This is a genomic window from Massilia sp. 05N420 (assembly GCF_056397205.1).
In genome coordinates this window covers 1-22,139 of record NZ_JBFTMX010000007.1, presented here as the reverse complement: position 1 = coordinate 22,139, position 22,139 = coordinate 1, and the positions used below count along the sequence as shown (strand labels likewise).

Annotated in this window: 22 protein-coding genes; 13 read left to right on the top strand and 9 right to left on the bottom strand. The window is 66.2% G+C overall.

Annotated elements, in window-relative coordinates; translation table 11 throughout:
* The first annotated feature begins 116 nt into the window (after window positions 1–116).
* Window positions 117–617: an N-acetyltransferase family protein gene (locus tag AC1DIX_RS05820; RefSeq protein WP_477322710.1), complete on the top strand. Its 501-nt coding sequence runs from the start codon at window positions 117–119 to the stop codon at window positions 615–617.
* A 23-nt stretch (window positions 618–640) separates the two neighbouring features.
* On the opposite strand, the gene AC1DIX_RS05815 is transcribed toward AC1DIX_RS05820, so the two are convergent.
* Entirely contained in the window at window positions 641–1,633 is a 993-nt protein-coding gene (locus AC1DIX_RS05815; RefSeq protein WP_477322708.1) for a M14 family metallopeptidase, read from the bottom strand.
* Window positions 1,634–1,737: 104 nt separating this feature from the next.
* Here AC1DIX_RS05815 and AC1DIX_RS05810 point away from each other — a divergent pair, with 104 nt between their 5' ends.
* Window positions 1,738–2,895, top strand: a complete 1,158-nt coding sequence (locus tag AC1DIX_RS05810; protein ID WP_477322706.1) for an acyltransferase family protein — start codon at window positions 1,738–1,740, stop codon at window positions 2,893–2,895.
* A gap of 47 nt (window positions 2,896–2,942) precedes the next feature.
* Window positions 2,943–3,311, top strand: coding sequence for a hypothetical protein (locus tag AC1DIX_RS05805; protein WP_477322704.1), 369 nt, complete (start codon window positions 2,943–2,945; stop codon window positions 3,309–3,311).
* A gap of 13 nt (window positions 3,312–3,324) precedes the next feature.
* Here the strand turns inward: AC1DIX_RS05805 and AC1DIX_RS05800 are convergent, their stop codons facing one another.
* The 3 genes from AC1DIX_RS05800 to AC1DIX_RS05790 are packed head-to-tail and all read right to left on the bottom strand — an operon-like array spanning window position 3,325 to window position 5,357.
* Window positions 3,325–3,795, bottom strand: a complete 471-nt coding sequence (locus tag AC1DIX_RS05800; RefSeq protein ID WP_441933388.1) for a hypothetical protein — start codon at window positions 3,793–3,795, stop codon at window positions 3,325–3,327.
* A gap of 32 nt (window positions 3,796–3,827) precedes the next feature.
* Entirely contained in the window at window positions 3,828–4,709 is an 882-nt protein-coding gene (locus AC1DIX_RS05795; RefSeq protein WP_477322702.1) for a pirin family protein, read from the bottom strand.
* A gap of 54 nt (window positions 4,710–4,763) precedes the next feature.
* The gene (locus tag AC1DIX_RS05790; protein ID WP_441933384.1) at window positions 4,764–5,357 is read right to left on the bottom strand and encodes an FMN-dependent NADH-azoreductase; all 594 of its coding nucleotides are present in this window, start codon (window positions 5,355–5,357) and stop codon (window positions 4,764–4,766) included.
* Window positions 5,358–5,469: 112 nt separating this feature from the next.
* Between AC1DIX_RS05790 and AC1DIX_RS05785 the strand changes: the two genes are divergently transcribed.
* A complete protein-coding gene (locus AC1DIX_RS05785) occupies window positions 5,470–6,381 on the top strand; it encodes a LysR family transcriptional regulator (RefSeq protein WP_477322696.1) in 912 nt (303 codons plus the stop codon).
* 67 nt (window positions 6,382–6,448) lie between these two features.
* Complete coding sequence (gene udk, locus AC1DIX_RS05780; RefSeq protein ID WP_477322692.1) at window positions 6,449–7,090, top strand: uridine kinase; 642 nt, start codon at window positions 6,449–6,451, stop codon at window positions 7,088–7,090.
* A gap of 18 nt (window positions 7,091–7,108) precedes the next feature.
* Here udk and AC1DIX_RS05775 read toward each other — a convergent pair whose 3' ends face one another.
* Both AC1DIX_RS05775 and asd read right to left on the bottom strand, forming a co-directional pair.
* Window positions 7,109–9,289: a hypothetical protein gene (locus AC1DIX_RS05775; protein WP_477322689.1), complete on the bottom strand. Its 2,181-nt coding sequence runs from the start codon at window positions 9,287–9,289 to the stop codon at window positions 7,109–7,111.
* Between the two features lie 174 nt (window positions 9,290–9,463).
* On the bottom strand, window positions 9,464–10,321 hold the full coding sequence (asd, locus tag AC1DIX_RS05770; RefSeq protein ID WP_477250173.1) for an archaetidylserine decarboxylase: 858 nt from the start codon (window positions 10,319–10,321) through the stop codon (window positions 9,464–9,466).
* 204 nt (window positions 10,322–10,525) lie between these two features.
* On the opposite strand from asd, the gene AC1DIX_RS05765 reads away from it, so the two are divergent.
* Complete coding sequence (locus AC1DIX_RS05765) at window positions 10,526–12,724, top strand: TonB-dependent receptor plug domain-containing protein (protein WP_477322685.1); 2,199 nt, start codon at window positions 10,526–10,528, stop codon at window positions 12,722–12,724.
* Window positions 12,725–12,742: 18 nt separating this feature from the next.
* On the opposite strand, the gene AC1DIX_RS05760 is transcribed toward AC1DIX_RS05765, so the two are convergent.
* The gene (locus AC1DIX_RS05760) at window positions 12,743–13,120 is read right to left on the bottom strand and encodes a YybH family protein (protein ID WP_441933369.1); all 378 of its coding nucleotides are present in this window, start codon (window positions 13,118–13,120) and stop codon (window positions 12,743–12,745) included.
* 147 nt (window positions 13,121–13,267) lie between these two features.
* Here AC1DIX_RS05760 and AC1DIX_RS05755 point away from each other — a divergent pair, with 147 nt between their 5' ends.
* Genes AC1DIX_RS05755 through AC1DIX_RS05725 form a run of 7 tightly spaced genes read left to right on the top strand, consistent with a single transcriptional unit; the run spans window position 13,268 to window position 20,985 of the window.
* Window positions 13,268–14,905 carry an AMP-binding protein gene (locus tag AC1DIX_RS05755; RefSeq protein WP_477322680.1) on the top strand — a complete coding sequence of 546 codons (1,638 nt, stop codon included), beginning with the start codon at window positions 13,268–13,270 and terminating at the stop codon, window positions 14,903–14,905.
* A 19-nt stretch (window positions 14,906–14,924) separates the two neighbouring features.
* Complete coding sequence (locus tag AC1DIX_RS05750; protein WP_477322678.1) at window positions 14,925–17,312, top strand: bifunctional salicylyl-CoA 5-hydroxylase/oxidoreductase; 2,388 nt, start codon at window positions 14,925–14,927, stop codon at window positions 17,310–17,312.
* Window positions 17,312–18,067, top strand: a complete 756-nt coding sequence (locus tag AC1DIX_RS05745; protein ID WP_477322674.1) for an SDR family NAD(P)-dependent oxidoreductase — start codon at window positions 17,312–17,314, stop codon at window positions 18,065–18,067. The genes AC1DIX_RS05750 and AC1DIX_RS05745 overlap by 1 nt, the downstream gene beginning before the upstream one ends.
* Window positions 18,064–18,558, top strand: a complete 495-nt coding sequence (locus AC1DIX_RS05740) for a MarR family winged helix-turn-helix transcriptional regulator (protein ID WP_477322673.1) — start codon at window positions 18,064–18,066, stop codon at window positions 18,556–18,558. Before AC1DIX_RS05745 ends, AC1DIX_RS05740 begins: the two co-directional genes overlap by 4 nt.
* Window positions 18,559–18,567: 9 nt before the next feature.
* Entirely contained in the window at window positions 18,568–19,422 is an 855-nt protein-coding gene (locus AC1DIX_RS05735; RefSeq protein WP_477322672.1) for an enoyl-CoA hydratase family protein, read from the top strand.
* Window position 19,423: 1 nt separating this feature from the next.
* Window positions 19,424–20,590 carry an acyl-CoA dehydrogenase family protein gene (locus tag AC1DIX_RS05730; protein WP_477322668.1) on the top strand — a complete coding sequence of 389 codons (1,167 nt, stop codon included), beginning with the start codon at window positions 19,424–19,426 and terminating at the stop codon, window positions 20,588–20,590.
* Complete coding sequence (locus AC1DIX_RS05725) at window positions 20,590–20,985, top strand: RidA family protein (RefSeq protein WP_477322935.1); 396 nt, start codon at window positions 20,590–20,592, stop codon at window positions 20,983–20,985. Before AC1DIX_RS05730 ends, AC1DIX_RS05725 begins: the two co-directional genes overlap by 1 nt.
* Window positions 20,986–21,084: 99 nt before the next feature.
* Here AC1DIX_RS05725 and AC1DIX_RS05720 read toward each other — a convergent pair whose 3' ends face one another.
* Together AC1DIX_RS05720 and AC1DIX_RS05715 are read right to left on the bottom strand one after the other, a co-directional pair.
* Window positions 21,085–21,543, bottom strand: a complete 459-nt coding sequence (locus AC1DIX_RS05720; protein WP_477322666.1) for a hypothetical protein — start codon at window positions 21,541–21,543, stop codon at window positions 21,085–21,087.
* 93 nt (window positions 21,544–21,636) lie between these two features.
* Window positions 21,637–21,939 (bottom strand): DUF5076 domain-containing protein, encoded by a 303-nt coding sequence (locus tag AC1DIX_RS05715; RefSeq protein ID WP_477322665.1) that lies wholly within the window; start codon window positions 21,937–21,939, stop codon window positions 21,637–21,639.
* Window positions 21,940–22,139 lie beyond the last annotated feature (200 nt).

The window sequence follows — 22,139 nt, the reverse complement described above, 5'->3', positions numbered from 1 at the left end:
AAAAGCTTTCGTTTGTCCGCCCCGTGCACGCAAACTAGACTTGCTGCATTCATCTGTTCTGGAGCGACTATGCAGAGCGCAAATCCCAGGATTGCCATTGTGTCCGGCGCGGCAACATGAACGGGCTCGATTTACGCACTGCGGCCCGGGCCGATGCGGGCGCCATGCTCGAGCTGCTTCGGTCGGTTTCTATTGAAGGCGATACGCTTCCATTCCGGGATCAGGTCGATGGGCATTTCATCGACAGCCAATGGCTAGGCGCAGCCGGATGTGTTTTGGCATATCAAAACGGGGTTTTGCTTGGCATGTATCGCTATGGCCCGAATATGCCGGGCCGCGGCTCGCATATTGCAACAGCTACTTTTATCGTTGCCAAAGCATTCCGGGGCCGAGGACTCGGCCGCATTCTCGTGCAGGATTGCCTTGAACAGGCGAGGCTCTCCGGATTTCGGGCGATGCAATTCAACCAGGTTGTCGCCACCAATCGCGCCGCACTTTCACTCTACCGTTCAATGGGTTTCATGAAAGTGGGCACGATTCCCGACGCATTCGCACATCCCCAGGATGGCTATGTCGCGGCCTATGTCATGTATGTCGACTTATGCCGGCCTGGTTGACTATGGCGCGGTGTACGCCAGGTTCATTCGCGGCCGAATTGCGGGTTCGGGCGGGTCATGTAGTACCACTCCTGGTTCGGGCCGGCGTTCGTATCCGGGAACAGGATGCGGCCCGAGAATTCCGCCACGACCGGGGTGCCGTCGGCGCGCACGCCGATCTGTTCGCCTTCCTGCAACGGGTCGAAGCTGGCCCACTGGCGGGTGAAGCGGTCGYCGGCGTCGAGCTTGTCGTGCACCACGACCATCTGCAGCGCTTCCATCTCTTCGAAGGGGATGGGCTGCGGCTCCGGGGCCTCGATCAGCTTCAGGTGGGCGAGGGTGTTCATGATGGCGCGGTAGGCCACTTCCGGCGCCTGCGGGTCGAGGTGCTGGCCGCATTCCAGGGTCAGGGCATAGCCGCCGGTGCTGCGCATGTATTCGGTGGTACCCATGCCGTAGCGCAGCACGGTTTCCAGTTCGGCCGCACCGACGTTAGAGCTCGACCTGCGCGAACGTCGCTGCACGCCGCCGCCATAGGCCGCCATCCAGCCGGTCACGAAGCGTCGCACGCCCAGGCGGCGCGCCAGCGCGCGCTCTTCGCGCATGTGGCGGAAGGGTTCGAGCGGGCCGTCGTTGTCCAGCGGGCCGACCATCACGAAGGGCTCGCCATGGGCGGCGTTGAAGGAGTGCAGGTCGAGCAGCACGTCGTGCCGGGCCAGCAGCGGGCACAGCCAGTTGGCGACGCGGTCTTCGAAGTCCTGCGGGTGCTCTTTCGGCGACAGGTCGCGGTTCAGGTTGCGGTCGCCGGAACGGGTGTTCTTGGCGTAGGCAAGCGGATTGACGATGGGGACGAAGGTCACGCTGCCGTTGACGATGTGCAGCTTGCCGGCGTCGAGCTCCGCCATCACGCGCTGGATGGCCTGGGTACCGCAGGTCTCGTTGCCGTGGGTCGCGCCCATGATGATGACGCGCGGACCGGGGCCCTGACCCGTGTAGTTGACGGATTTGAAATGCAGCTGGCTTGCGGCGGAGGTCATGCTTTTGATCCAAGGAAATATCGGTCCGGCCATTTTATCGGGAATCCCTGGCATCCGGGAGCGCCGCGTGGCATCATCCGGCGTTTTCGTCGACGATCCTCCACATGAGCCGCGTCTCCGCCCGCATCCATGGCCTCGACACCCTGCGCGCGCTCGCCGTCACGCTGGTGGTGCTGCATCACTACGTACTGTTCGTCAGCGGTACCGGCACCTTCGGCTGGGTCGGCGAGATCGGCTGGGTCGGCGTCGACCTCTTCTTCGCCCTGTCCGGCTACCTGATCGGCAACCAGATCTTCCAGGCCCAGCGCAGCGCGGGCGGCCTGAGCCTGGGGCGCTTCTACGCGCGCCGGCTGCTGCGTACGCTGCCGAATTTCTACGCCGTGCTGGCGCTGTATGCGCTGTGGCCGGCCTTCCGCGGCGACGCCCCGATGCTGCCGCTGTGGAAGTACCTCAGCTTTACCCAGAACATCGGCCTGGAACCGGGCACCGCCTTCTCTCACGCCTGGTCGCTGTGCATCGAGGAACAGTTCTACCTGCTGCTGCCGGCCTGCGCGCTGCTGGCCGCCGCCCTCGGCGGGCGCAAGGACGGGCCGGACGGCAGCAGGCTGCGGCGGGTATGGGCAGCGTTCGCGCTGGCCGTCGCGGCGGGAATGGTGGTCCGCGCCGGCACCTGGCTGCACGGACAGGATGACGGACATTGGCTGCACTTCTATTACAAGCACATTTATTACTCGAGCTTCTGCCGCCTCGACGAGCTGCTGGCCGGGGTGGCGCTGGCCCTGCTGAAGAACTTCCATGGCGGGATCTGGGCGCGCCTGATGGGGCAGGGCAGGCTGCTGCTGGCGGCCGGGATCGCTGCCTGCGCATTGGCGCTGCGCTGCTTCCTGGCCGACCATTACGGCCTGTGGACCACCGTGTTCGGCTTTCCGCTGCTGGCGCTGGGTTGCGCGCTGCTGATCGTGGCGGCGCTGGCCCCGGATTCGCCGCTGCACCGCATCCGCGTCCCGGGGGCGTCGAGCCTGGCGCTGTGGTCCTATGCGGTCTACCTGGTCCACAAGCAGGTGAGCGTGCTGTCCGCCCAGCCCCTTGAAGAGGCCGGCTACGGCCCCGGACACCCGCTGACGGTCGTGCTGGCGCTCGCCGCCTCGGTATTGGCAGGCTGGCTGCTGTTCCGGCTGGTCGAGACACCCTTCATGCGCCTGCGCGAGCGCTATGTGCCAGGCAATAGCCGAGGATCCTCGCTGGCAGCCGCCGTGAGGTGACAAAGCGCGCATTTTTACGCGATATCAGTCTGATAAGCTTGGGGGTGATGAAGAAACTTATCCATTCCACCCTGCTGGCTTCCGTGATGTGCGCCGGCGCCGGCGTCCTTGCGGCGCCTCCCCAGCCCTATGTGATCGTGACGCGGCTGGGTGTCTCCACGACCACCTTCGGCTGCGGCGCCGGCAATACCGGCGTGTGCCACTACCTGATCCTGAAGTCGCTCTGCCAGGACAAGATGCTCGACGAGCGCACCAAGGAGCGCACCTGCAGCTATACCGAGGTGGTGCCGCCGTTCAAGCTGCTGCCCGGCGAGAAGAGAACGGTCGGCGACCTGCCTGCCGACTACCTGTACTCGATGAAGATGAATGCCACGCCGACCGTCGACGAGGTGCTCAAGTCACCGTCGCCGCATTGAGGCGTATTGAGCGTCATTGCGCGTCGATGACGTCGAAGGCGGCCGGCATGTCGGCCAGCCAGGCCGCCAGGTGGGCAACCCGCATCGAGGGATCGTAGCCGTCGGTGCCGGCGATCGCCGCGCGCAGGCCCGGCACCGCCTCCTGGGTGCGCGGGCTGGCGTAGGCGGCGATCAGCATCGCAAGCAGGTCGTTGGGCGGGGTGCTTGCGCGGCGCAGGCGGGCGTGGATCACGCCCAGCAGGGCGCGCTGCATGCGCGGCGTCGGGTGTTCTATGTAGACGAAGACGCTGGGCGTGTTGATGATGGCGTCGGCCATGGCCTGCTCGATCCGCTCCGGCTTGTAGTCGGAAGGGATGTCGAAATAGGCCTTGTCCCAGCGGGTATCGGCGTAGCGATGGCCCGGCGGGAAGGTATCGATGGTCTCCAGCCCGAGCGCGCGGCTGGCGCGCCCGAGCAGAGAACTTATGACTTCTATCAGCGGCATGCCGGTAGTGTATCCGAACTGCCGCCAATCGATCAGGCGAAGCGGCCGGCGCGGAAATCCTCTACCGCCTGGAACACCTCGGCATTCGTGTTCATCACGAACGGGCCGTACTGCGCGATCGGCTCGTTCAGCGGACGGCCGGCGATCAGGATCAGGCGGCTGTCGGTGTCGGCCTTGATCTTCACGCCGTCGGCGCCCTGGGCATTGTCGAGGATGGCCATGCGCGCCTGCGGCACCGCCTTGCCGTCGACCACGACTTCACCGCGGTAGACGTAGAAGAAGGCGTTATGCCCGGCCGCCAGCGGCTGCTCGAATTCCGCGCCTGCCGGCAGGTGGATGTCGAGGTAGAGCGGCTGGGTCGCCTCGCGCTGCACGGCGCCATCGACGCCATGCGAGCTGCCGGCGATCACCTGCACCTCCGCGCCGGAGGGCAGGTTGAAGCGCGGCACTTCCTCGGTCGGGATGTCGCGGTACCAGGGCTCGCACATCTTGTCCTTGGCGGGCAGGTTCAGCCACAGCTGGAAGCCTTCCATCAAGCCTTCGTTCTGCTCCGGCATCTCGGAGTGGGCCACGCCGCGGCCGGCGGTCATCCATTGCACGCCGCCGTCGCTGACCAGGCCCTCGTTGCCGGCGCTGTCGCGGTGGCGCATGCGGCCGGCCAGCATATAGGTGACGGTCTCGAAGCCCCGGTGCGGGTGCTCGGGGAAGCCGGCGATGTAGTCGCCCGCCTTGTCGCTGCCAAAGGCATCCAGCATCAGGAAGGGATCGAGACGGCGCTGCAGCGGCTGGGTCAGGACGCGGTTGATCTTGACGCCGGCGCCATCCATCACGAACTGGCCGCCGAGCACGCGCTCGATGCGGCGGCTTTTTTCGACGCGTTCGTCGGCAACGGTGACTTCAACTTGCTGTTCCATTTCGATCTCCTGTTAATTGAATACTGCGGCCCGAAGGCTGCGCCCAGGGGCGATTCAGGCGATGGCGGCGACCACGGCGTCGGCCTCGGCCTGGCCCTTGCTCGCTGCATCCGGGCCCATCGACTGGCCGTTCGAGTACACGAAGGTCGAGTCGGTCATGCCCAGGAAGTTCAGCAGCATGCGGATGTGCGGCACTTGCGGATCCGCGTCTTCCGGATAGATGCCGCCGCGGGCGGTGGCCACGAACACCTTCTTGTTCTTCAGCAGGCCTTCCGGACCGGCTTCGGTGTAGCGGAAGGTGACGCCGGCACGGGCGATCGCATCGAACCAGGCCTTCAGCTGGATCGGCATGCCGAAGTTGTACATCGGAGCGCCGATCACGACCACGTCGGCGGCCTGCACTTCGGCGATCAGGGCGTCGTCCTGGGCCACGCGGGCGGCCTGCTCGGGGGTACGCTGGTCGGCCGGGGTGAACAGGGCGCCCAGTGCGGCTTCGTCCAGCACCGGGTGGGATTTCGCACCGAGGTCGCGCACGATGATGGTGGCGCCCGGGTTGGCGGCGCTCAGCTTGGCGACGATGCTGCCGGCCACACGGTTCGATTCGGAATTGGCGCCGCGGAGGCTGGAATTGATCTGCAGGATGTTCATTGTCGTTTCCTTCGTTGTGTCGGTTGGTGTTTCGATGTAGACACTTTAACGGTTCCATCTATCGTGCGGAAGGCGTTAGAATGGATAACATTATTCAGCCAGTGGAACAATCATGGACATCGAAGCCAACGATATGCTGCTGTTCGCCCGCATCGTGGAAGCCGGCAGTTTCAGCATGGCGGCGCAGCGCCTGGACCTGCCGAAATCGACGGTATCGCGCCGCATCGCCCTGCTCGAAGCCAGCCTGGGCGAGCGCCTCCTGCAGCGCACCACGCGCCGCCTGGTGTTGACCGAGTTCGGCGAAAGCCTGCTCGAGCACGCGCGCAAGGTCGCCGAGGAGGTGGAGGCGGCCGGCGCCCTGGCCCAGCACCGCCAGGCCGAGCCCAGCGGCAAGCTGAGGATTTCGATGCCGGGCGATTTCGCGAACCTGTACCTGACCGACCTGATCGCGCGTTTCACCGCCCGCTATCCGGCGGTATCGCTGGAACTGGACCTGTCGCCGCGCCGGGTCGACCTGGTGGCCGAGAACTTCGACATCGCGATCCGCATGGGCGACCTGCCCGAGGATTCCACCTTGAACGCGCGCCGCGTCTCGCTGGAACGCTTCGGCCTGTACGCCGCGCCTTCCTACACCGCCCAGCACGGCCTGCCCGAGCACCCGGACGACCTGGCCAAGCACGACCTGCTGTGCATCCTGAGCCGCAACGGCGGCGCCACGCCCTGGGTGCTGGAGCGCGGCAAGGTGCGCTGGGAACGCGCGGTGCAGGCGCGGCTGACGGCAAATTCGCCGGAACTGCTGGCACGCATCGCCGCCGGCGGCGCCGGCATCGCGGCCAGCTCGACCCTGTTCGTCCAGCCCTATCTGCAGAAGGGCGAGCTGGTGCGGGTGTTGCCGGAATGGGAATTCCCGGCGGCTACCGGCTGGGCCGTCTTCCCCGGACGGCGCCTGATGCCGGCCAAGACGCGGGCCTTTCTCGACATGCTGGAAGACGCCTGCTGCGCGCGCGCGCGGCTGCAGATGTAGAGCCGCGCCGCCTAGGAAGCGTCAAGCGGCCCTGTCGGTTCGGCCGCCGCTCCGGTATCATTCGGGGATGAATCAACTTTCTACCCCTCCGTTTGTCATTGGTGTCGCTGGCGGCAGCGGCAGCGGCAAGTCGACGGTGACCCAGCAGGTGCTGGCTTCCTTCGGCGCCGACATGGTGTCGGTCGTGATGCAGGACGATTACTACCGCGACCAGTCCGATCTCACCCCCGAAGTCCGCCGCAAGCAGAATTACGACCATCCCCAGGCCTTCGACTGGCCGCTGTTGGTAGAGCACGTCCAGGCCCTGCGCAATGGCGAAACGATCGAGATGCCGGAATACGACTTCACGATCGACAACCGCTCGAACAAGACGATTCCGGTCAAGCCGGCCCCGGTCATCGTGATCGAAGGCCTGTTCGCGCTCTACGACGCGGACTTGYGGAAGATGATGTCGCTGAAGATCTTTGTCGACACCGCCCCCGACGTCCGCTTCATCCGCCGCATGCAAAGGGATATCGTCGAACGCGGCCGTACGGTCGAGAGTATCGTCAACCAGTACCTGGAAACGGTACGCCCGATGCACAAGCAGTTCATCGAGCCGACCAAGCGCCACGCCGACGTCATCCTGCCCCACGGCGCCAACGGCCCGGCGGTCGATGTCATTACCACCAAGGTGGCGAGCGTCATCGGCCAGCTGAAGCGGCCCTGATCTTCTGATCGTCCCTGCTCAGAAAACCTTGAAAGCAAGGTAGGCGGACAAGGCCGCCACCACTACCCCGAGAACCAGATAGAGCTTCCAGTATGAACGTTTCTCGGCGTAGGGGTCCCGCAGGCTGCGCGCCGCCCCTTCCGGCAGCCTGGCCATGCGGGTCAGCGCCGTGCCGAAGGGGATGCTGATGCGGGCCCGGGCATTCACCGCCCAGCCATTGGCGTCAAGGATGGGGCCCAGGTTGCGGTTCTTCAGCTTGAAGAAGGCCATGGCCACGGAAGGCCCGGAAATCGACAGGAACAGGCCCACCACCGCCAGCGGCATCTGCCAGGCCTTCAGGCCCATGAAGCCTGTGACCACGGAGGCCAGGGCTGTGCCGATGGCGCCGACCGCGAGCCCGAGGGCGGCGAAGATACCGGCGAAGCGTGCCGCATCGAAAGGCGTCGCCGCGGGCTTGACCCCGGCGCCCACCTTTTTTTCGGCGTCGGTCACCAGCTTGGACGTCATGTCGTCCACGCCCTTGGCCCGAGTGGCGGCGAACTTCTGCATCTGCTCGCCTGCCAGGCGGGTCGCCTTGCGATACGGCGCCCAGAAGGCCTGGTGGATACTGATGGGGTGGTCCACGATCTTGGTGATGGTGGCATCCCAATCCTTGCCGTCACGGTCATAGAAAATACCATTGCGGCCCACCATGAGCTGGTCCGAATCGCCGGCGGTAAAGGCCGCCGCGATGGTCATCTTCTCGCTCCCCCGCACACAGTCGCAATAGGCCAGATACACCCCGGACAGGCTGGCCAGGATGCCGTGCCGGGACGGGTCCAGCACCTTGATGCAGAGATCGCAGCTGCGGCCGTCCAGGTAGAGCGTACCGGCCTGGAAGATGGCCTTCTTGTCGCCGCCGCTATAGAAATCCCGGAAGGAGACGAAATTGTTGGCCAGCTGTCCCAGGTCCCGGACATAGCGCACCAGGCGTTCGACTTCGGCAATGCCGTTCGCTTCCGGGGCCAGCGCCAGATCCCTGGAGATGAGCTGGTCGATGGCGGTACGGATGCCCGGGGCGAGGAATGCCTGCAGGAGGGAGATCTCCAGGCTGGCCAGCGGCGTTTCCGGACGGGCTGCCTGCCAGGCCTCGTAGGCGGCGAACTTATCCTTGAGATATTGCCACTCCTCGGCGCCCAGGCTGTCTTTGTCCCCCAGCAGGGGCTTTGCCACCTGTTCCCGAAGGGTCGCGGCGGCTGCCGTCCATGCCGGATTGGCGCCGCCGCCCAGCGGCAGCTCGCCGCCGGCCTGGATATAGGCGATGGGCAGCGCCGCCAGGCCGGCATCCTCGGCCGTCAGGCTTCTGGAACCGAGCGCGCGGATATCCTCCGGCGCGCCGTTCAGCAAGTCCCCCGCCCGAGGGTCGAACTCGGCCAGGCGGCAGCGAGTGAAATAATCGTCCGCCTTGGCGCGAATCGCGGCCAGGGCGGCGAAGGCGGTGTCGGTTTCGGCGCCCAAGGGGAGGAGGCCGGCGTCGTTCTGGGGACGGGACTGCCACTCGAGCCATGCCTGGGCCTCGGTGAAAAAGCGGTCGGCGAGCGCCTGGTCGATGCCTGCTTCGCCACAGCGATCCGGCACGCTGCCCAGGGTGTCCATGATGGCGGCGAGGACCGGCCGCAGCGCGTCGTCGCAAGCGGCGGCGGTGATGACGCCGTCGCCGTTGAAGGCCATGCCGGAGAAGATGCGGTCACTGTCGCTGACATCCCCGACGCTGATCGCGTCGGCGCCGCCCTTGCCCAGGCTGTCCATGACATGGCGCGCCGAGGCCAGCAGGCGATCGCCTTCTGCGCTGTCGGCGCGGATGGCGGCGAGCGGCAATGGGCCGCCATTCGCCAAAGCATCGGAGGAAGTCAGGCGGGCCGCCGCCCAATCGATGGCGGCGATCAATTCCGGGGCCCGGATGTGGCCGTCGCCGTCGATGTCCATCAGCGCCAGGGTCCGGCGGTCGAATTCCAGGCCCTGGACCGGGCAGGACAGGGCAACCCACAGCTTCTGGTCGAGCTGCCGGAGATGGACGAGGTCGGCACCCGTGTCGAGGCTGACCTGGGTGAAACCGCCGGCGTCGAAGAACCGCCAGTTATGGCGGGAAGCAGTGTCGGCTGCGGGCGTGGAGACGTCCTCCACATCCTCCAACAGGGAGGGGTTCAGGGGAGCGTTCATGGTTGGGCCTCGGGGGCGACTGCGGGAAGGAGGCAAAAAATGCCGACAGCGAAGGTGAAACGGGCGTGAACAAATGCCATGTCGAGTTTTGTCAGGCGAATGGCTCGGTGCACGAGCCTGTCGCCATCAGAGTAAGTCGCAATCAGAGTACGTAATGGATAGTGCCGGGCGCTCTCATTTACCGCCGGAGAACTCGCCCATCATCTCGCCCAGGCGCACCGAGCGTTCCGGCGCCCACGCCGGATTGAAGTGAATGGTGTTGGCCTTGAACAGCATGACGACGGTGGAGCCGAGCAGGAAGCGGCCCATTTCCTCGCCCTTCTTGAGGACGATGTCCTGGTCGAGGTAAGACCATTCGCTGATCTTCTGCGGGCGCTTCGGGTTCACCACGCCATGCCACACGGTTGCCATGCTGCCGACGATGGTGGCGCCGACCAGCACCATCACGAAGGGACCGTACTCCGCCGATTCGAACACGCAGACCACGCGCTCGTTGCGGGCGAACAGGTTGGGCACGCCGCGCGCGGTGGTCGGGTTCACCGAGAACAGGGCGCCCGGCACGTAGATCATGCGGGTCAGACGGCCGTCGCAGGGCATGTGCAGGCGGTGGTAATCCTTCGGCGACAGATACAGGTTGGCGAAGCTGCCGTGCTGGAACTGCCTGGCCAGTTCGGCGTCGCCGCCGACCAGTTCGGTGGTGGTGAAGCGGTGGCCCTTGGCTTGCAGGATGTGGTGGTCGTCGATGGCGCCGAACTGGCTGATGGCGCCGTCGACCGGGCAGACGAAGGCGGCATCCGCCAGCGGGCGCGCGCCGGCCTTCAGCGGGCGGGTGAAGAAATCGTTGAAGCTGGTGTAGCTGCCGATGTCCGGATTCTCGGCTTCGTCCATGTTGACGCCGTACTTGCCGACGAACCAGCGGATCAGCCGGGTCGTGATCGAGCCGCCCTTGGCCCCGGCGACGCGGCCGGCGAAGGTCGTCAGGCGCTGCTTGGGCAGCAGGTATTGCGGCAGGACTTTAAGGCGATCGGACACAGTAAAAAACCTCGAATGAAAGATGAAGATTATAACGGGCAGCCTGCCCTCTGGGCCAAGTTGCATTTTGACATCAATTTCAATATGCATGCATATGAAATTGATGCATGCATATCAAAAATATTTACACGCTGGCAACAATAATCGGGAGAGCTGGTGGACAATGGCGGTCCATTTCAAATTGACCAGATTGAACAGATCGCCATGCCAGCCCATCGTTTCCCTTTCCGCCTGAGCCTCGGTGCCGCCGCCGTCGCGGCCGCCCTGGCCAATCCCGCCTTTGCCCAGCAGGCACCGGTCTCGAAGGAGACCACGCCCGCCGCCGAGGGCAAGACGATCCAGCAGGTCGAAGTGAAGGGCGCCGCCGCGTCCTACGATCCGCGCCGCGACGATACCGCCAGCAAGATCGTCGTCAACAATGAAGAGATCGTCAAATACGGCGATACCAATGTGCTCGACGTGCTCAAGCGCGTGCCCGGCGTGACCATCAGCAGCAGCGGCCGCGGCGGCGAGATCCGCATGCGCGGCCTCGGCAGCGGCTATACCCAGGTCCTGATCAACGGCGAGCGGGCCCCGCAAGGCTTCGACATCAGTTCGCTGTCGCCGGACGTGATCGAGCGCATCGAAGTGCTGCGCGCCGCCAGCGCCGAGTTCTCGACCCAGTCGATCGCCGGCACCATCAATATCGTGCTGAAGAAGGCGGTCAAGGCGGCCCAGCGCGAGCTGAAGGTGGGCTACGGCCACGGCGCCGCCATGAACAGCCCGACCCTGAACCTGCAGCTATCCGACAAGCTCGGCAAGCTGTCCTACTCGTTCGCGGCAAACGGCTTCCAGAACCGCTTCACCAACGATCCGGAAACCATCGAAACCTTCGTCAATGCCGCCAACGCCATCACCGGCGTGCGCCACAGCGAGACCCCGCAGGATGCCCGCATCAGCGTGGTCAACCTGACGCCGCGCGTCAACTACACCTTCGAGAATGGCGACACGCTGACCGCGCAAACTTTTGCCAACTGGGCAAACTTCATGCAGGCCGAAATGGGCAGCGTCGACACCCTGATGGGACCGCTGCCGGCTTACCCGCGGCTCGAACAGCGCATGACCAACCACAACCACGTGTTCCGCCAGGAGCTGAACTGGGTGCACAAGTTCGAATCCGGCGCCAAGCTGGATGCCAAGCTGAGCGGCCTGTACGTCGGCGCCGACAATGCGATGTACCGCTTCGGCAGCGGCAATGCGCAGGCCGCACCGCTGCGCGCCTTCATCAAGTCGGACGTCGTCGTGCGCGGCCTGACCTCGACCGGCAAGTACACGAGCAGCCGCTTCGAAGGTCACGCGCTGGCCTTCGGCTGGGACGGCGGCTGGCAGGGCGGCGACGACGCCCGCCGCGAGCGCGATGCCGCCGCGCCGAACGTCCCGCTGCCGGGCGGCGACGAACTCTACGAGTCGACCGTCTCGCGCCTGGCGGTGTACGGCCAGGACGAGTGGAACGTGACCCCGGCCTGGTCGGTGTACCTGGGCGCGCGCTGGGAGGGCATCCGCACCTCGACCGAGGGCAACACCTACGCGCAAATAAAGAACCGCTCCTCGGTCCTGAGCCCGGTGGCGCAGACCCTGTACAAGCTGCCGGGCACCAAGGGCGACCAGGTGCGCCTGGCCGTGACCCGCACCTACAAGGCGCCGGGCCAGCAGCAGATCATCCCGCACCGCTTCACCTCGGTGAACAACAGCCAGACCGAACCGGATACGATCGGCAACCCGCACCTCAAGCCCGAACTGGCGCTGGGCATCGACGCCTCCTACGAGCACTACTGGGCCGAGGGCGCGCTGCTGTCGGCCAGCGTGTCGAGCCGCCGCATCAGCGACTACACCCGCAACATGGTCGTGTTCGACGGCGCGCGCTGGGTCTCGACCCCGACCAACAACGGCAATGCGCGTACCTACGGCGTGGAACTGGAAGCCAAGTTCCCGCTGAAGGCCGTGATGGAGACCAAGACCAACCTCGACCTGCGCGCCAGCCTGTCGCGCAACTGGTCGACGGTGGACTCGGTGCCGGGCCCGGACAACCGCCTGGACGGCCAGACCCCGCTGTCCGCGACTCTCGGCGCCGATTACAAGACCGGCCCGCTGACCCTGGGCGGCAGCTATGTCTTCAAGAACGGCGGCTTCGTGCGCATCTCGGGCAACCAGATCAGCTACCAGTCGGTGCGCCGCGATCTCGACCTGTATGCGCTGTGGAAGTTCAATCCGAAGCTGCAGCTGCGCGTGGCGACCGCCAACCTGCTGGCCCAGGACACTATCAGCCAGAGCAGCTACACGACGCCGGGCGTGGGCACCCAGACCAGCCGCACGCTCAATCCTGTGCACCGCAGCGTGCGGGCGACCCTGGAGATGAAGTTCTGAGCCCCGCCTGCGCCGCGGCTACCGGGAGTTGAACATGTCGCGGTGCAGGCGCCAGGCGCCGTCGATCTTGCGCCAGGCGACCAGGTAGCGCCCTTCGGCGGCGAGCACGCGCTCGCCGTCCGGCGCCGCCGCATAGAGGGCGTAGCGTCCGACCTCGATCGCGCCGGCATCGTCGCCGTCGACATCTTCGGTGGTGAAGCGGGCGCCAACGATGCCGTTGGCGAGGGTGCCGTCGAAGAAGGCGGCGATCGCTTCGCGGCCGGTGCAGGCGGGCGCGCCTTGCGGGATGAAATGGGCGTCCTCGGTGTAGAGGGATGCTGCGCGGCCGGCGTCGCGCGCGGCGATGGCTTCGGCGAGGCGGTCTTGTGCCGCCTGAATCTCGTCTTTCAGGGTCATGGACTGTCCTTTCGATGTATGGGAACGACCCTGCCGATCATACGCCGCTTCGTTTTATAAAAATACAATTTTGCTTGCCCCGAAATTGCTTTAGGCTTAAAGTATCTCCCGGTACCCACCGTCCGATACTTTCTCCGGAGCCGCTTCATGACAAGCTCATTGGCAAGCCCTTCCGCAGCAGAAGCACACCTCTCGGCCCATGTCGACACCTTCGCGCGGGATCATCTCCCGCCGGTCGACGAGTGGCCGGAACTCGTATTCGATCTTCCCGAACTCCAGTACCCGGCGCGCCTGAACTGCGTGGCCGAACTGCTCGACCGCCATGTGGCGGAAGGGCGCGGTGAACGGCGCGCCATCGTGGGCGAGCACCAGGCCTGGACCTATGCCGGCCTGCAGCGCCAGGTCGACCGCATCGCCCACGTGCTGCGCGCCGACATGGGCCTGGTGCCCGGCAACCGCGTGCTGCTGCGCGGCGCGAACTGTCCGGCGATGGCGGCGGCCGTTCTCGCCGTGCTGAAGGCCGGCCTGGTGGCGGTGCCGACCATGCCGCTGCTGCGCGCGAAAGAGCTGGGTGTCATCCTCGACAAGGCGCAGGTGAATGCGGTGCTGTGCGCGCGGGCGCTGGCCGGCGAGCTGGAACAGGTGGCGGCCCATCCGCCCACCGTCTACTTCGACGATCCGGACCATCCGGAAGGGCTGGAGGCGCGCATGGCGCGGCACGCGGCGCCGTTCGCGGCGGTCGACACCGCGGCCGACGACGTCTGCCTGATCAGCTTCACCTCCGGCACCACCGGCGTCCCCAAGGGCACGATGCACTTCCACCGCGACGTGCTGGCCATCTGCGACTGCTTCCCGCCCCACGTCCTGCGCTCCGGCGCGGACGACGTCTTCATCGGCACGCCGCCGCTGGCCTTCACCTTCGGCCTGGGCGGCCTGCTGCTGTTCCCGCTGCGCGTGGGCGCGGCAGCCGTGCTGCTCGAGAGGCTCACGCCGGAAGGCCTGCTGGCGGCGATCGAACGCCACCGCGCGACCATCTGCTTCACGGCGCCGACCTTCTACCGCCAGATGACGCCGCTGGTGCCGAAGTTCGACCTGTCCTCGCTGCGCAAATGCGTGTCCGCCGGCGAGGCGCTGCCGCTGGCCACCCGCGACGCCTGGAAGAGCGCCACCGGCATCGACATGATCGACGGCATCGGCGCCACCGAGATCCTGCACATCTTCATCTCCGCCAGCGGCGACGACATCCGCCCCGGCGCCACCGGTAAGCCGGTGCCGGGCTATTCGGCCTGCATCCTGGATGCCGACGGCCGGCCGGCCGGGCCGGGCGTGATCGGGCGGCTGGCCGTCAAGGGACCGACCGGCTGCCGCTACCTGGCGGACGCGCGCCAGCGCAAGTACGTGCTGAACGGCTGGAACCTGACCGGCGACGCCTACGAAATGGACGCCGACGGCTACTTCTACTATCGTGCGCGCACCGACGACATGATCATCTCGGCCGGCTACAACATCGCCGGCGCCGAGGTCGAGGACGTGCTGCTGCGCCATCCCGCGGTGGCGGAATGCGGCGTGGTCGGACGCGCCGACGAGGAGCGCGGCCAGATCGTCGAAGCCCATGTGGTGTTGAAGCCCGGCTTCGATCCTTCGCCCGAACTGGTGCGGGAACTGCAGGACTTCGCCAAGCAGCACATCGCGCCCTACAAGTATCCGCGCGCCGTGCGCTTCACCGACAAGCTGCCGCGCACCGAGACGGGCAAGCTGCAGCGTTTCAAACTTCGCGAGTCGTGACCATCATTGTGAGCATCGTATGAATATCGTTTGCATCGGCGGCGGGCCCGCCGGCCTGTATTTCGGCCTGTTGATGAAGAAGCAGGACCCGGCACACCGCATCGTCGTGGTCGAGCGCAACCGGCCCTACGATACCTTCGGCTGGGGCGTGGTGTTTTCCGACCAGACCCTCGGCAACCTGGTGGCCAGCGACGAGCCGACCGCGCGTTCCATCCTGCAGGCCTTCAACCACTGGGACGACATCGACGTCTTCTACAAAGGCGTGCGCGTCACCTCGGGCGGCCACGGCTTCTGCGGCATCGGCCGCAAGCGCCTGCTCAACATCCTGCAGCAGCGCTGCGAGGAACTGGGCGTGGAGCTGGTGTTCGAGACCGAGGTCCAGGACGACCAGGCCATCGCCGCCCGCTACGACGCCGACCTCGTGATCGCCGCCGATGGCCTGAACAGCCGCATCCGCAGCCGCTATGCCGAGGACTACCGGCCCTCGGTCGAGACGCGGCGCTGCCGCTTCGTGTGGCTGGGCACGAAGAAGAAGTTCGATGCCTTCACCTTCGTGTTCAAGGAAACGGAGTTCGGGTGGTTCCAGGCCCATATCTACCAGTTCGACGGCGACACCTCGACCTTCATCGTCGAGACGCCGGAAGAGGTGTGGCGCAAGGCCGGCCTGGCAGACATGCCGCAGGAAGAGGGCATCGCCTTCTGCGAGCGCCTGTTCGCCGAACACCTGGACGGCCACGCGCTGATGTCGAACGCCGGCCACCGGCGCGGATCAAGCGCCTGGATCGCCTTCCCGCGCATCGTCTGCGAGCAGTGGGTGCACTGGAACGGCGAGGGTTCATCCTCCGTGCCGGTCGTGCTGATGGGCGATGCGGCCCACACGGCCCACTTCTCGATCGGCTCCGGCACCAAGCTGGCGCTGGAAGATGCGATCGAGCTGGCGCGCTGCTGCGCCGGGAACGAGGGCGACCTGCGCGCCGCGCTCGACGCCTACCAGGCCAGCCGCTCGGTGGAGGTGCTGAAGATCCAGTCGGCGGCCCGCAATTCGATGGAATGGTTCGAGAACGTCGATCGCTACAGCGCCCTCGAGGCCGAGCAGTTCGCCTATTCGATGCTGACCCGCAGCCAGCGCATCTCGCACGAGAACCTGCGCCTGCGCGACCGCGGCTATGTGTCGCGCTTCGAGGACTGGTTCGCGCGGCGCGCCTGCGCCGAAGCCGGCGTGGAGCTGCCCGCCGGCGCCCACCTGCCGCCGATGCTCACGCCGTTCAGGATGCGCGACGTGCTGCTGAAGAACCGCATCGTGGTCTCGCCGATGGCCCAGTATTCGGCGGTCGACGGGGTGCCGGGCGATTACCACCTGGTCCACCTGGGCGCGCGCGCGCTGGGCGGGGCCGCACTGGTGATGGCCGAGATGACCTGCGTGTCGGCCGATGCCCGCATCACCCCGGCCTGCCCGGGCATGTATGCGCCCGAGCACACGGCCGCGTGGAAGCGCATCGTCGACTTCGTGCACGGCCAGAGCGATGCGAAGATCGGCCTGCAGCTCGGTCACGCCGGCGCCAAGGGCTCGACCCGCGCGATGTGGGACGGCATCGACCAGCCGCTACCAAGCGGGAACTGGCCGCTGATCTCGGCCTCGGAACAGCAGTATTTGCCGGGGATTTCGCAACTGGCGCGCGCCGCCACGGAGGAAGACCTGGGGCGCGTGGAAGCGGACTTCGTGCGCGCGACGCTGGCGGCCGAGGAGGCCGGCTTCGACTGGCTGGAGCTGCATTGCGCCCACGGCTACTTCCTGTCTTCCTTCATCTCGCCGCTGACCAACCGGCGCGGCGACGAGTACGGCGGCAGCCTCGAGAACCGTTGCCGTTATCCGCTGCGCGTGTTCCGCGCGATGCGCGCCGTCTGGCCTACTGGTAAGCCGATCAGCGTGCGCATCTCGGCCCACGACTGGGTCGAAGGCGGCATCACGCCGGAAGACGCGGTGCAGATCGCCCGCTTGTTCAAGGATGCCGGCGCCGACATGATCGACTGCTCGTCCGGCCAGGTGAGCAAGCAGGAGAAGCCGCTGTTCGGCCGCATGTACCAGACGCCGTTCGCCGACCGCATCCGCAACGAGGCCGGCATCCCGGCCATCGCCGTCGGCTCGATCTTCGAGGCCGACCACGCCAACAGCATCATCGCGGCCGGCCGCGCGGACCTGTGCGCGGTGGGCCGGCCGCACCTGGCGAATCCGGCCTGGACCCTGACCGAGGCGGCCAGGATCGGCTTCTCCGCCATCGCCTGGCCCAAGCAGTACCTGGCCGGCAAGGCACAGATGGAACGCAACCTGGAGCGCGAACGCCAGCTGGCCGCCGCGAACACGGGCTTGTCGCCGCAGCAGATCGCGGCAAAGTTGCTGGAGGGCTGATGGACGCACTCGAGGGTAAGCATGCGGTCGTGACCGGCGCCAGCCGCGGCATCGGCCTGGCGATCGCCCGCGCGCTCCAGGCCCAGGGCGCGCGCGTGACCCTGATGGCGCGCGATGCCGCGGCGCTGGAAGCGGCGGCCGCCGCCCTGGGCGGCGGGACCGGATGGCAGGCGATCGACGTCGCCGACGCCGCCAGCGTGGCCGCGGCCTTCGCCCGCGCGGGCCGGGTCGACATCCTGGTCAACAATGCGGGCCAGGCCTCGTCGGCGCCTTTCATGAAAACCGATGAAGCGCTGTGGCAGCGCATGCTGGAGGTGAACCTGAGCGGCGCCTACCACTGCATCCAGGCGGCCCTGCCCGGCATGCTGGACGCGGGCTGGGGACGCATCGTCAACGTCGCCTCGACCGCCGGCCTGACCGGCTACCGCTACGTTGCCGCCTATTGCGCGGCCAAGCACGGGCTGGTCGGCCTGACGCGCGCGCTGGCGCTGGAACTGGCCGCCAAGGGCGTCACCGTGAACGCGGTCTGCCCCGGCTATACGGAGACCGACATCGTGCAGGAAGCCGTCGCCAACATCGTGCGCAAGACCGGCCGCAGCGAGGAGCAGGCGCGCGCCGAACTGGCCGCCGGCAATCCCCAGGGACGATTGGTGCGGCCGGAAGAGGTGGCGCATGCGGTGGCCATGCTGTGCCTGCCGGCGGCGGCGGCCATGAACGGCCAGTCCATCGCGGTGGCCGGCGGGGAGGTGATGTGAAGCCCCAGCTCGACCTGACCGCGCGCCTGACCGGCGAGCACCATCAGGCCCTCAAGCTGTGGCTGCGCATGCTGGCCTGCACGGTGCGGGTCGAGGACGTCATCCGCAGCCGCCTGCGCACCAGCTTCGGCATCACCCTGCCGCGCTTCGACCTGATGGCCCAGCTGGAACGGCATCCGGAAGGCCTGCGCATGGGCGAACTGTCGAAGCGCATGATGGTCACCGGCGGCAACGTCACCGGCATCGTCGACCAGCTCGAGCGCGAGCACCTGGTGGCGCGGGTGCCGGATCCGCAGGACGGCCGCGCCTTCGTGGTCACATTGACGCCGGAAGGGCGCGGCGCCTTCGCCGAGATGGCCGAAGTGCACGAAGGCTGGGTGGCGGACCTGTTCCGCGACATCCCGGCCGCCGACAAGGCCAGGATGATCGCGCTGCTCGACACCATGAAGCAGCACCTGAACGACCAAGACGACTCAGACGACAAGCAATAGGAGTACATCATGCGTTACCTGCAGGGCGAGCCGCATTCGCTGCCGCGCAACCGCAACACCCTGGCCGATTACCGCGCCGAGCACTTTCTGTACGAGGTCAGCGACGGCGTCGCCACCATCACCCTCGACCGGCCGGAGCGCAAGAATCCGCTGACCTTCGATTCCTACGCCGAGCTGCGCGACCTGTTCCGCGCGCTCGCCTACGCGGACGACGTGAAAGCCGTGGTCATCCTCGGCGCCGGCGGCAATTTCTGCTCCGGCGGCGACGTCCACGAGATCATCGGTCCGCTCACCAGGCTCGACATGCCGGGCCTGCTGGCCTTCACCCGCATGACGGGCGACACCGTGAAGGCGATGCGCGCCTGCCCGCAGCCCATCGTCGCCGCGGTGGACGGCGTCTGCGCCGGCGCCGGCGCGATCCTGGCGATGGCTTCCGACATGCGCTTCGCCACCGCCCGCACCAGGACCGCCTTCCTGTTCACGCGGGTCGGACTGGCCGGCTGCGACATGGGCGCCTGCTCGATCCTGCCGCGCCTGATCGGCCAGGGGCGCGCGGCCGAGCTGCTGTACACCGGCCGCTCGATGACGGCGGAGGAGGGCGAGCGCTGGGGCTTCTACAACCGCCTGTGCGCGCCGGAAGACCTGCTGGCGGAAGCCCGGCAGCTTGCGCGCGGCCTGGCCGGCGGTCCGACCTTCGCCCACGGCATGACCAAGAAGATGCTGCAGCAGGAGTGGAACATGGGTATCGACGAAGCCATCGAGGCCGAGGCCCAGGCCCAGGCCATCTGCATGGCGACCAACGACTTCCACCGCGCCTACCACGCCTTCGTGGCCAAGCAGACCCCCGATTTCGAAGGAGACTGAGATGGCGGACAAGTCCTACCTGCAGTGGCCTTTCTTCGACGGCCGCCACGCCGACCTCGAAACGGCGCTCGACCGCTGGGCCACCGAGCACGTGCGCGGCCTGCACGGGCATGACGTCGATGCCGATTGCCGCCGGCTGGTGCGCCTGCTGGGCGAGGGCGGCTGGCTGCGCCATGCGATCGGCGGCGAGTCCCAGGCCATCGACACGCGCGCCATCTGCCTGATCCGCGAGACCCTGGCGCGCCATAACGGCCTCGCCGACTTCGCCTTCGCTATGCAGGGCCTGGGCTCGGGCGCGATCAGCCTGTTCGGTACCGCCGCCCAGCGCGAACACTATCTGCCGCGCGTGGCCCGCGGCGATGTGATCGCAGCCTTCGCCCTGTCCGAACCGCATGCCGGTTCCGACGTCGCGGCCATGCAATGCGCGGCTCGGCTGGACGGCGATGCGTATGTGCTGGACGGCGAGAAGACCTGGATCTCGAACGGCGGCATCGCCGATTTCTACGTGGTGTTCGCCCGCACCGGCGAGGCGCCGGGCGCGCGCGGCATCAGCGCCTTCATCGTCGATGCCGGAACAAAGGGCTTCGAGATCGCCGAGCGCATCGAGGTGATCGCGCCGCACCCGCTGGCGCGCCTGCGCTTCGACGCTTGCAGGATACCCGCCACCCAGCGCATCGGCGATGCCGGCCAGGGCTTCAAGGTGGCGATGGCGACCCTGGACGTGTTCCGCACCTCGGTGGCCGCCGCCGCGCTGGGCTTCGCACGGCGCGCCTTCGAGGAGGCGCTGGCGCATGCGACGAGCCGCCAGATGTTCGGCCAGCACCTGTCCGACTTCCAGCTCACGCAGGCCAAGCTGGCCCAGATGGCGACCCAGATCGACGCCAGCGCGCTGCTGACCTACCGCGCCGCCTGGCAGCGCGACCGTGGGCAGAAGGTGACCAGGGAAGCGGCGATGGCCAAGATGACGGCCACCGAGTCGGCCCAGCAGGTGATCGACGCCGCGGTGCAGATGTTCGGCGGCCTGGGCGTCACCAGCGGCCACCCGGCCGAGCAGCTCTACCGCGAGATCCGCGCACTGCGCATCTACGAGGGCGCGACCGAAGTACAGCAGCTGATCATCGCACGCGAACTGCTGCGCGAAGCGAAGGAAGAAGGAAAACAAGCATGATGGACATACTCCAACCCCCTGGCTGGCCGCGGCCGCGCGGCTATTCGAACGGGGTCGCGGCGAGCGGCCGCCAGATTTTCGTGAGCGGCATGATCGGCTGGAATGCCGGCGGCCATTTCGAGAGCGACGATTTCGCCATGCAGGCGCGCCAGGCCCTGCTGAACGTGGTCGAGGTGCTGCGCGAGGCCGGCGCCGAACCGCGCCACATCGTGCGCATGACCTGGTATGTGGTCGACAAGCGCGAATACCTGGCGGCCTCGGAAGCGCTGGGCGCGGCCTACCGCGAAATCATCGGCAAGCACTTCCCGGCCATGACGGCGGTCGAAGTGCGGGCCCTGATCGAGGACCGGGCCCGCGTGGAGATCGAGGTGACGGCGGTGTTGCCGGAAGCTTGAGTTTGAACGGACGATAAAGTTTGCCGCAAGGTGTCGGGCACCTGGCGTGCCCGGCAGTCCGCTGTCGACCGTGGATTCAACTGGTGAACGCAACACTCATCAGGAACGCGCAGTCGCCAACGGCTTGGCGTCTGGGTAACGCGTCAAAAACGAGTGGATGGCCTGTTCAGGCAGGTTGATCAGAATCGTTCCACTGCTGTCCCAACACGCGATCTCGAATAAGGCTCCTTCTAGCTGCGGTTCAGGTTCTGTACCGTCCCAATACTGCGGATTGTCCTCGACGTATGGCGTCGGAGTCGGTTTCGGACGAAGGCCCTTAGGTACTGCACTGAATACTGCCCAGATAAACTGGACCTCGTAAGAACGTAGGAAGGCTGCAAGCTCGTCGCCAGTGAACCATTGATCATCCGACGAAAACCCTGGTGGCCTCCAGTTCGTTTCGATGTCGCTGACGTACCAGTCATAGTCTTGCGGTGCAATGTTGGCGGCTTCAAACACGTCGCGCATGTTCGTGTACCAGCGAACTTGATCCGTCTTTTCAAGGATGATGTTCCTCATGTGTTCCTTAATCCTCGACGTTGAAGACCGCTTCTAGCCGCGTGCTGCCCCTCCAGTTTACGGCAGGAACCGACCCAAAGCGGACGAAACAATTCAAACAAATCCACCATTTAGCTCAGATGAGGGCACGGAAATCTCCTCGTCGAACTTCGTAGCGATTTTGGCAAGGCTCTCGGACTCGTTCAGGCTCCCGTCACCTTGCAGCGCTTTAGCGATATGGCGCGCCGCATCGGCAAGGATGGTTCCCCATGCAAGCTCCTCATCAATACCCATCCCATCTCGATACATCCCAACTTTTAACGAACAATGCAGTTGGCCTCCAGCCACCCAAACCCGAAGCATTTCCACAGAATTTGGGTCTTGCAAGGCTGATTCCGGTATTGGACGTTCGTTCATTGGAACTCCGTTTCAAGGTGTTGAATACTGCGACCAGACGTCTGCTCCTGGCCCAGGCCGTGTAAAAACGTGAAAGCGATGTCCGGGACCTGGTTGCACGAGCTGGGCTAATTGCCTGGCACCAGAAAGTGCCGCGACACGCCGGAACGACTATCCCGCATTTCCATCAGGGCGCGCAAGAAAGGCGCCCATAAGAACCC

Excerpts from the sequence above, each read along its gene's own strand:
- AC1DIX_RS05820 (WP_477322710.1), top strand. The coding sequence starts at position 117 with ATGAACGGGCTCGATTTACGCACTGCGGCCCGGGCCGATGCGGGCGCC.
- AC1DIX_RS05810 (WP_477322706.1), top strand. The coding sequence starts at position 1,738 with ATGAGCCGCGTCTCCGCCCGCATCCATGGCCTCGACACCCTGCGCGCG.
- AC1DIX_RS05805 (WP_477322704.1), top strand. The coding sequence starts at position 2,943 with ATGAAGAAACTTATCCATTCCACCCTGCTGGCTTCCGTGATGTGCGCC.
- AC1DIX_RS05800 (WP_441933388.1), bottom strand. The coding sequence starts at position 3,795 with ATGCCGCTGATAGAAGTCATAAGTTCTCTGCTCGGGCGCGCCAGCCGC.
- AC1DIX_RS05795 (WP_477322702.1), bottom strand. The coding sequence starts at position 4,709 with ATGGAACAGCAAGTTGAAGTCACCGTTGCCGACGAACGCGTCGAAAAA.
- AC1DIX_RS05790 (WP_441933384.1), bottom strand. The coding sequence starts at position 5,357 with ATGAACATCCTGCAGATCAATTCCAGCCTCCGCGGCGCCAATTCCGAA.
- AC1DIX_RS05785 (WP_477322696.1), top strand. The coding sequence starts at position 5,470 with ATGGACATCGAAGCCAACGATATGCTGCTGTTCGCCCGCATCGTGGAA.
- AC1DIX_RS05775 (WP_477322689.1), bottom strand. The coding sequence starts at position 9,289 with ATGAACGCTCCCCTGAACCCCTCCCTGTTGGAGGATGTGGAGGACGTC.
- AC1DIX_RS05765 (WP_477322685.1), top strand. The coding sequence starts at position 10,526 with ATGCCAGCCCATCGTTTCCCTTTCCGCCTGAGCCTCGGTGCCGCCGCC.
- AC1DIX_RS05760 (WP_441933369.1), bottom strand. The coding sequence starts at position 13,120 with ATGACCCTGAAAGACGAGATTCAGGCGGCACAAGACCGCCTCGCCGAA.
- AC1DIX_RS05755 (WP_477322680.1), top strand. The coding sequence starts at position 13,268 with ATGACAAGCTCATTGGCAAGCCCTTCCGCAGCAGAAGCACACCTCTCG.
- AC1DIX_RS05750 (WP_477322678.1), top strand. The coding sequence starts at position 14,925 with ATGAATATCGTTTGCATCGGCGGCGGGCCCGCCGGCCTGTATTTCGGC.
- AC1DIX_RS05745 (WP_477322674.1), top strand. The coding sequence starts at position 17,312 with ATGGACGCACTCGAGGGTAAGCATGCGGTCGTGACCGGCGCCAGCCGC.
- AC1DIX_RS05735 (WP_477322672.1), top strand. The coding sequence starts at position 18,568 with ATGCGTTACCTGCAGGGCGAGCCGCATTCGCTGCCGCGCAACCGCAAC.
- AC1DIX_RS05730 (WP_477322668.1), top strand. The coding sequence starts at position 19,424 with ATGGCGGACAAGTCCTACCTGCAGTGGCCTTTCTTCGACGGCCGCCAC.
- AC1DIX_RS05725 (WP_477322935.1), top strand. The coding sequence starts at position 20,590 with ATGGACATACTCCAACCCCCTGGCTGGCCGCGGCCGCGCGGCTATTCG.
- AC1DIX_RS05720 (WP_477322666.1), bottom strand. The coding sequence starts at position 21,543 with ATGAGGAACATCATCCTTGAAAAGACGGATCAAGTTCGCTGGTACACG.
- AC1DIX_RS05715 (WP_477322665.1), bottom strand. The coding sequence starts at position 21,939 with ATGAACGAACGTCCAATACCGGAATCAGCCTTGCAAGACCCAAATTCT.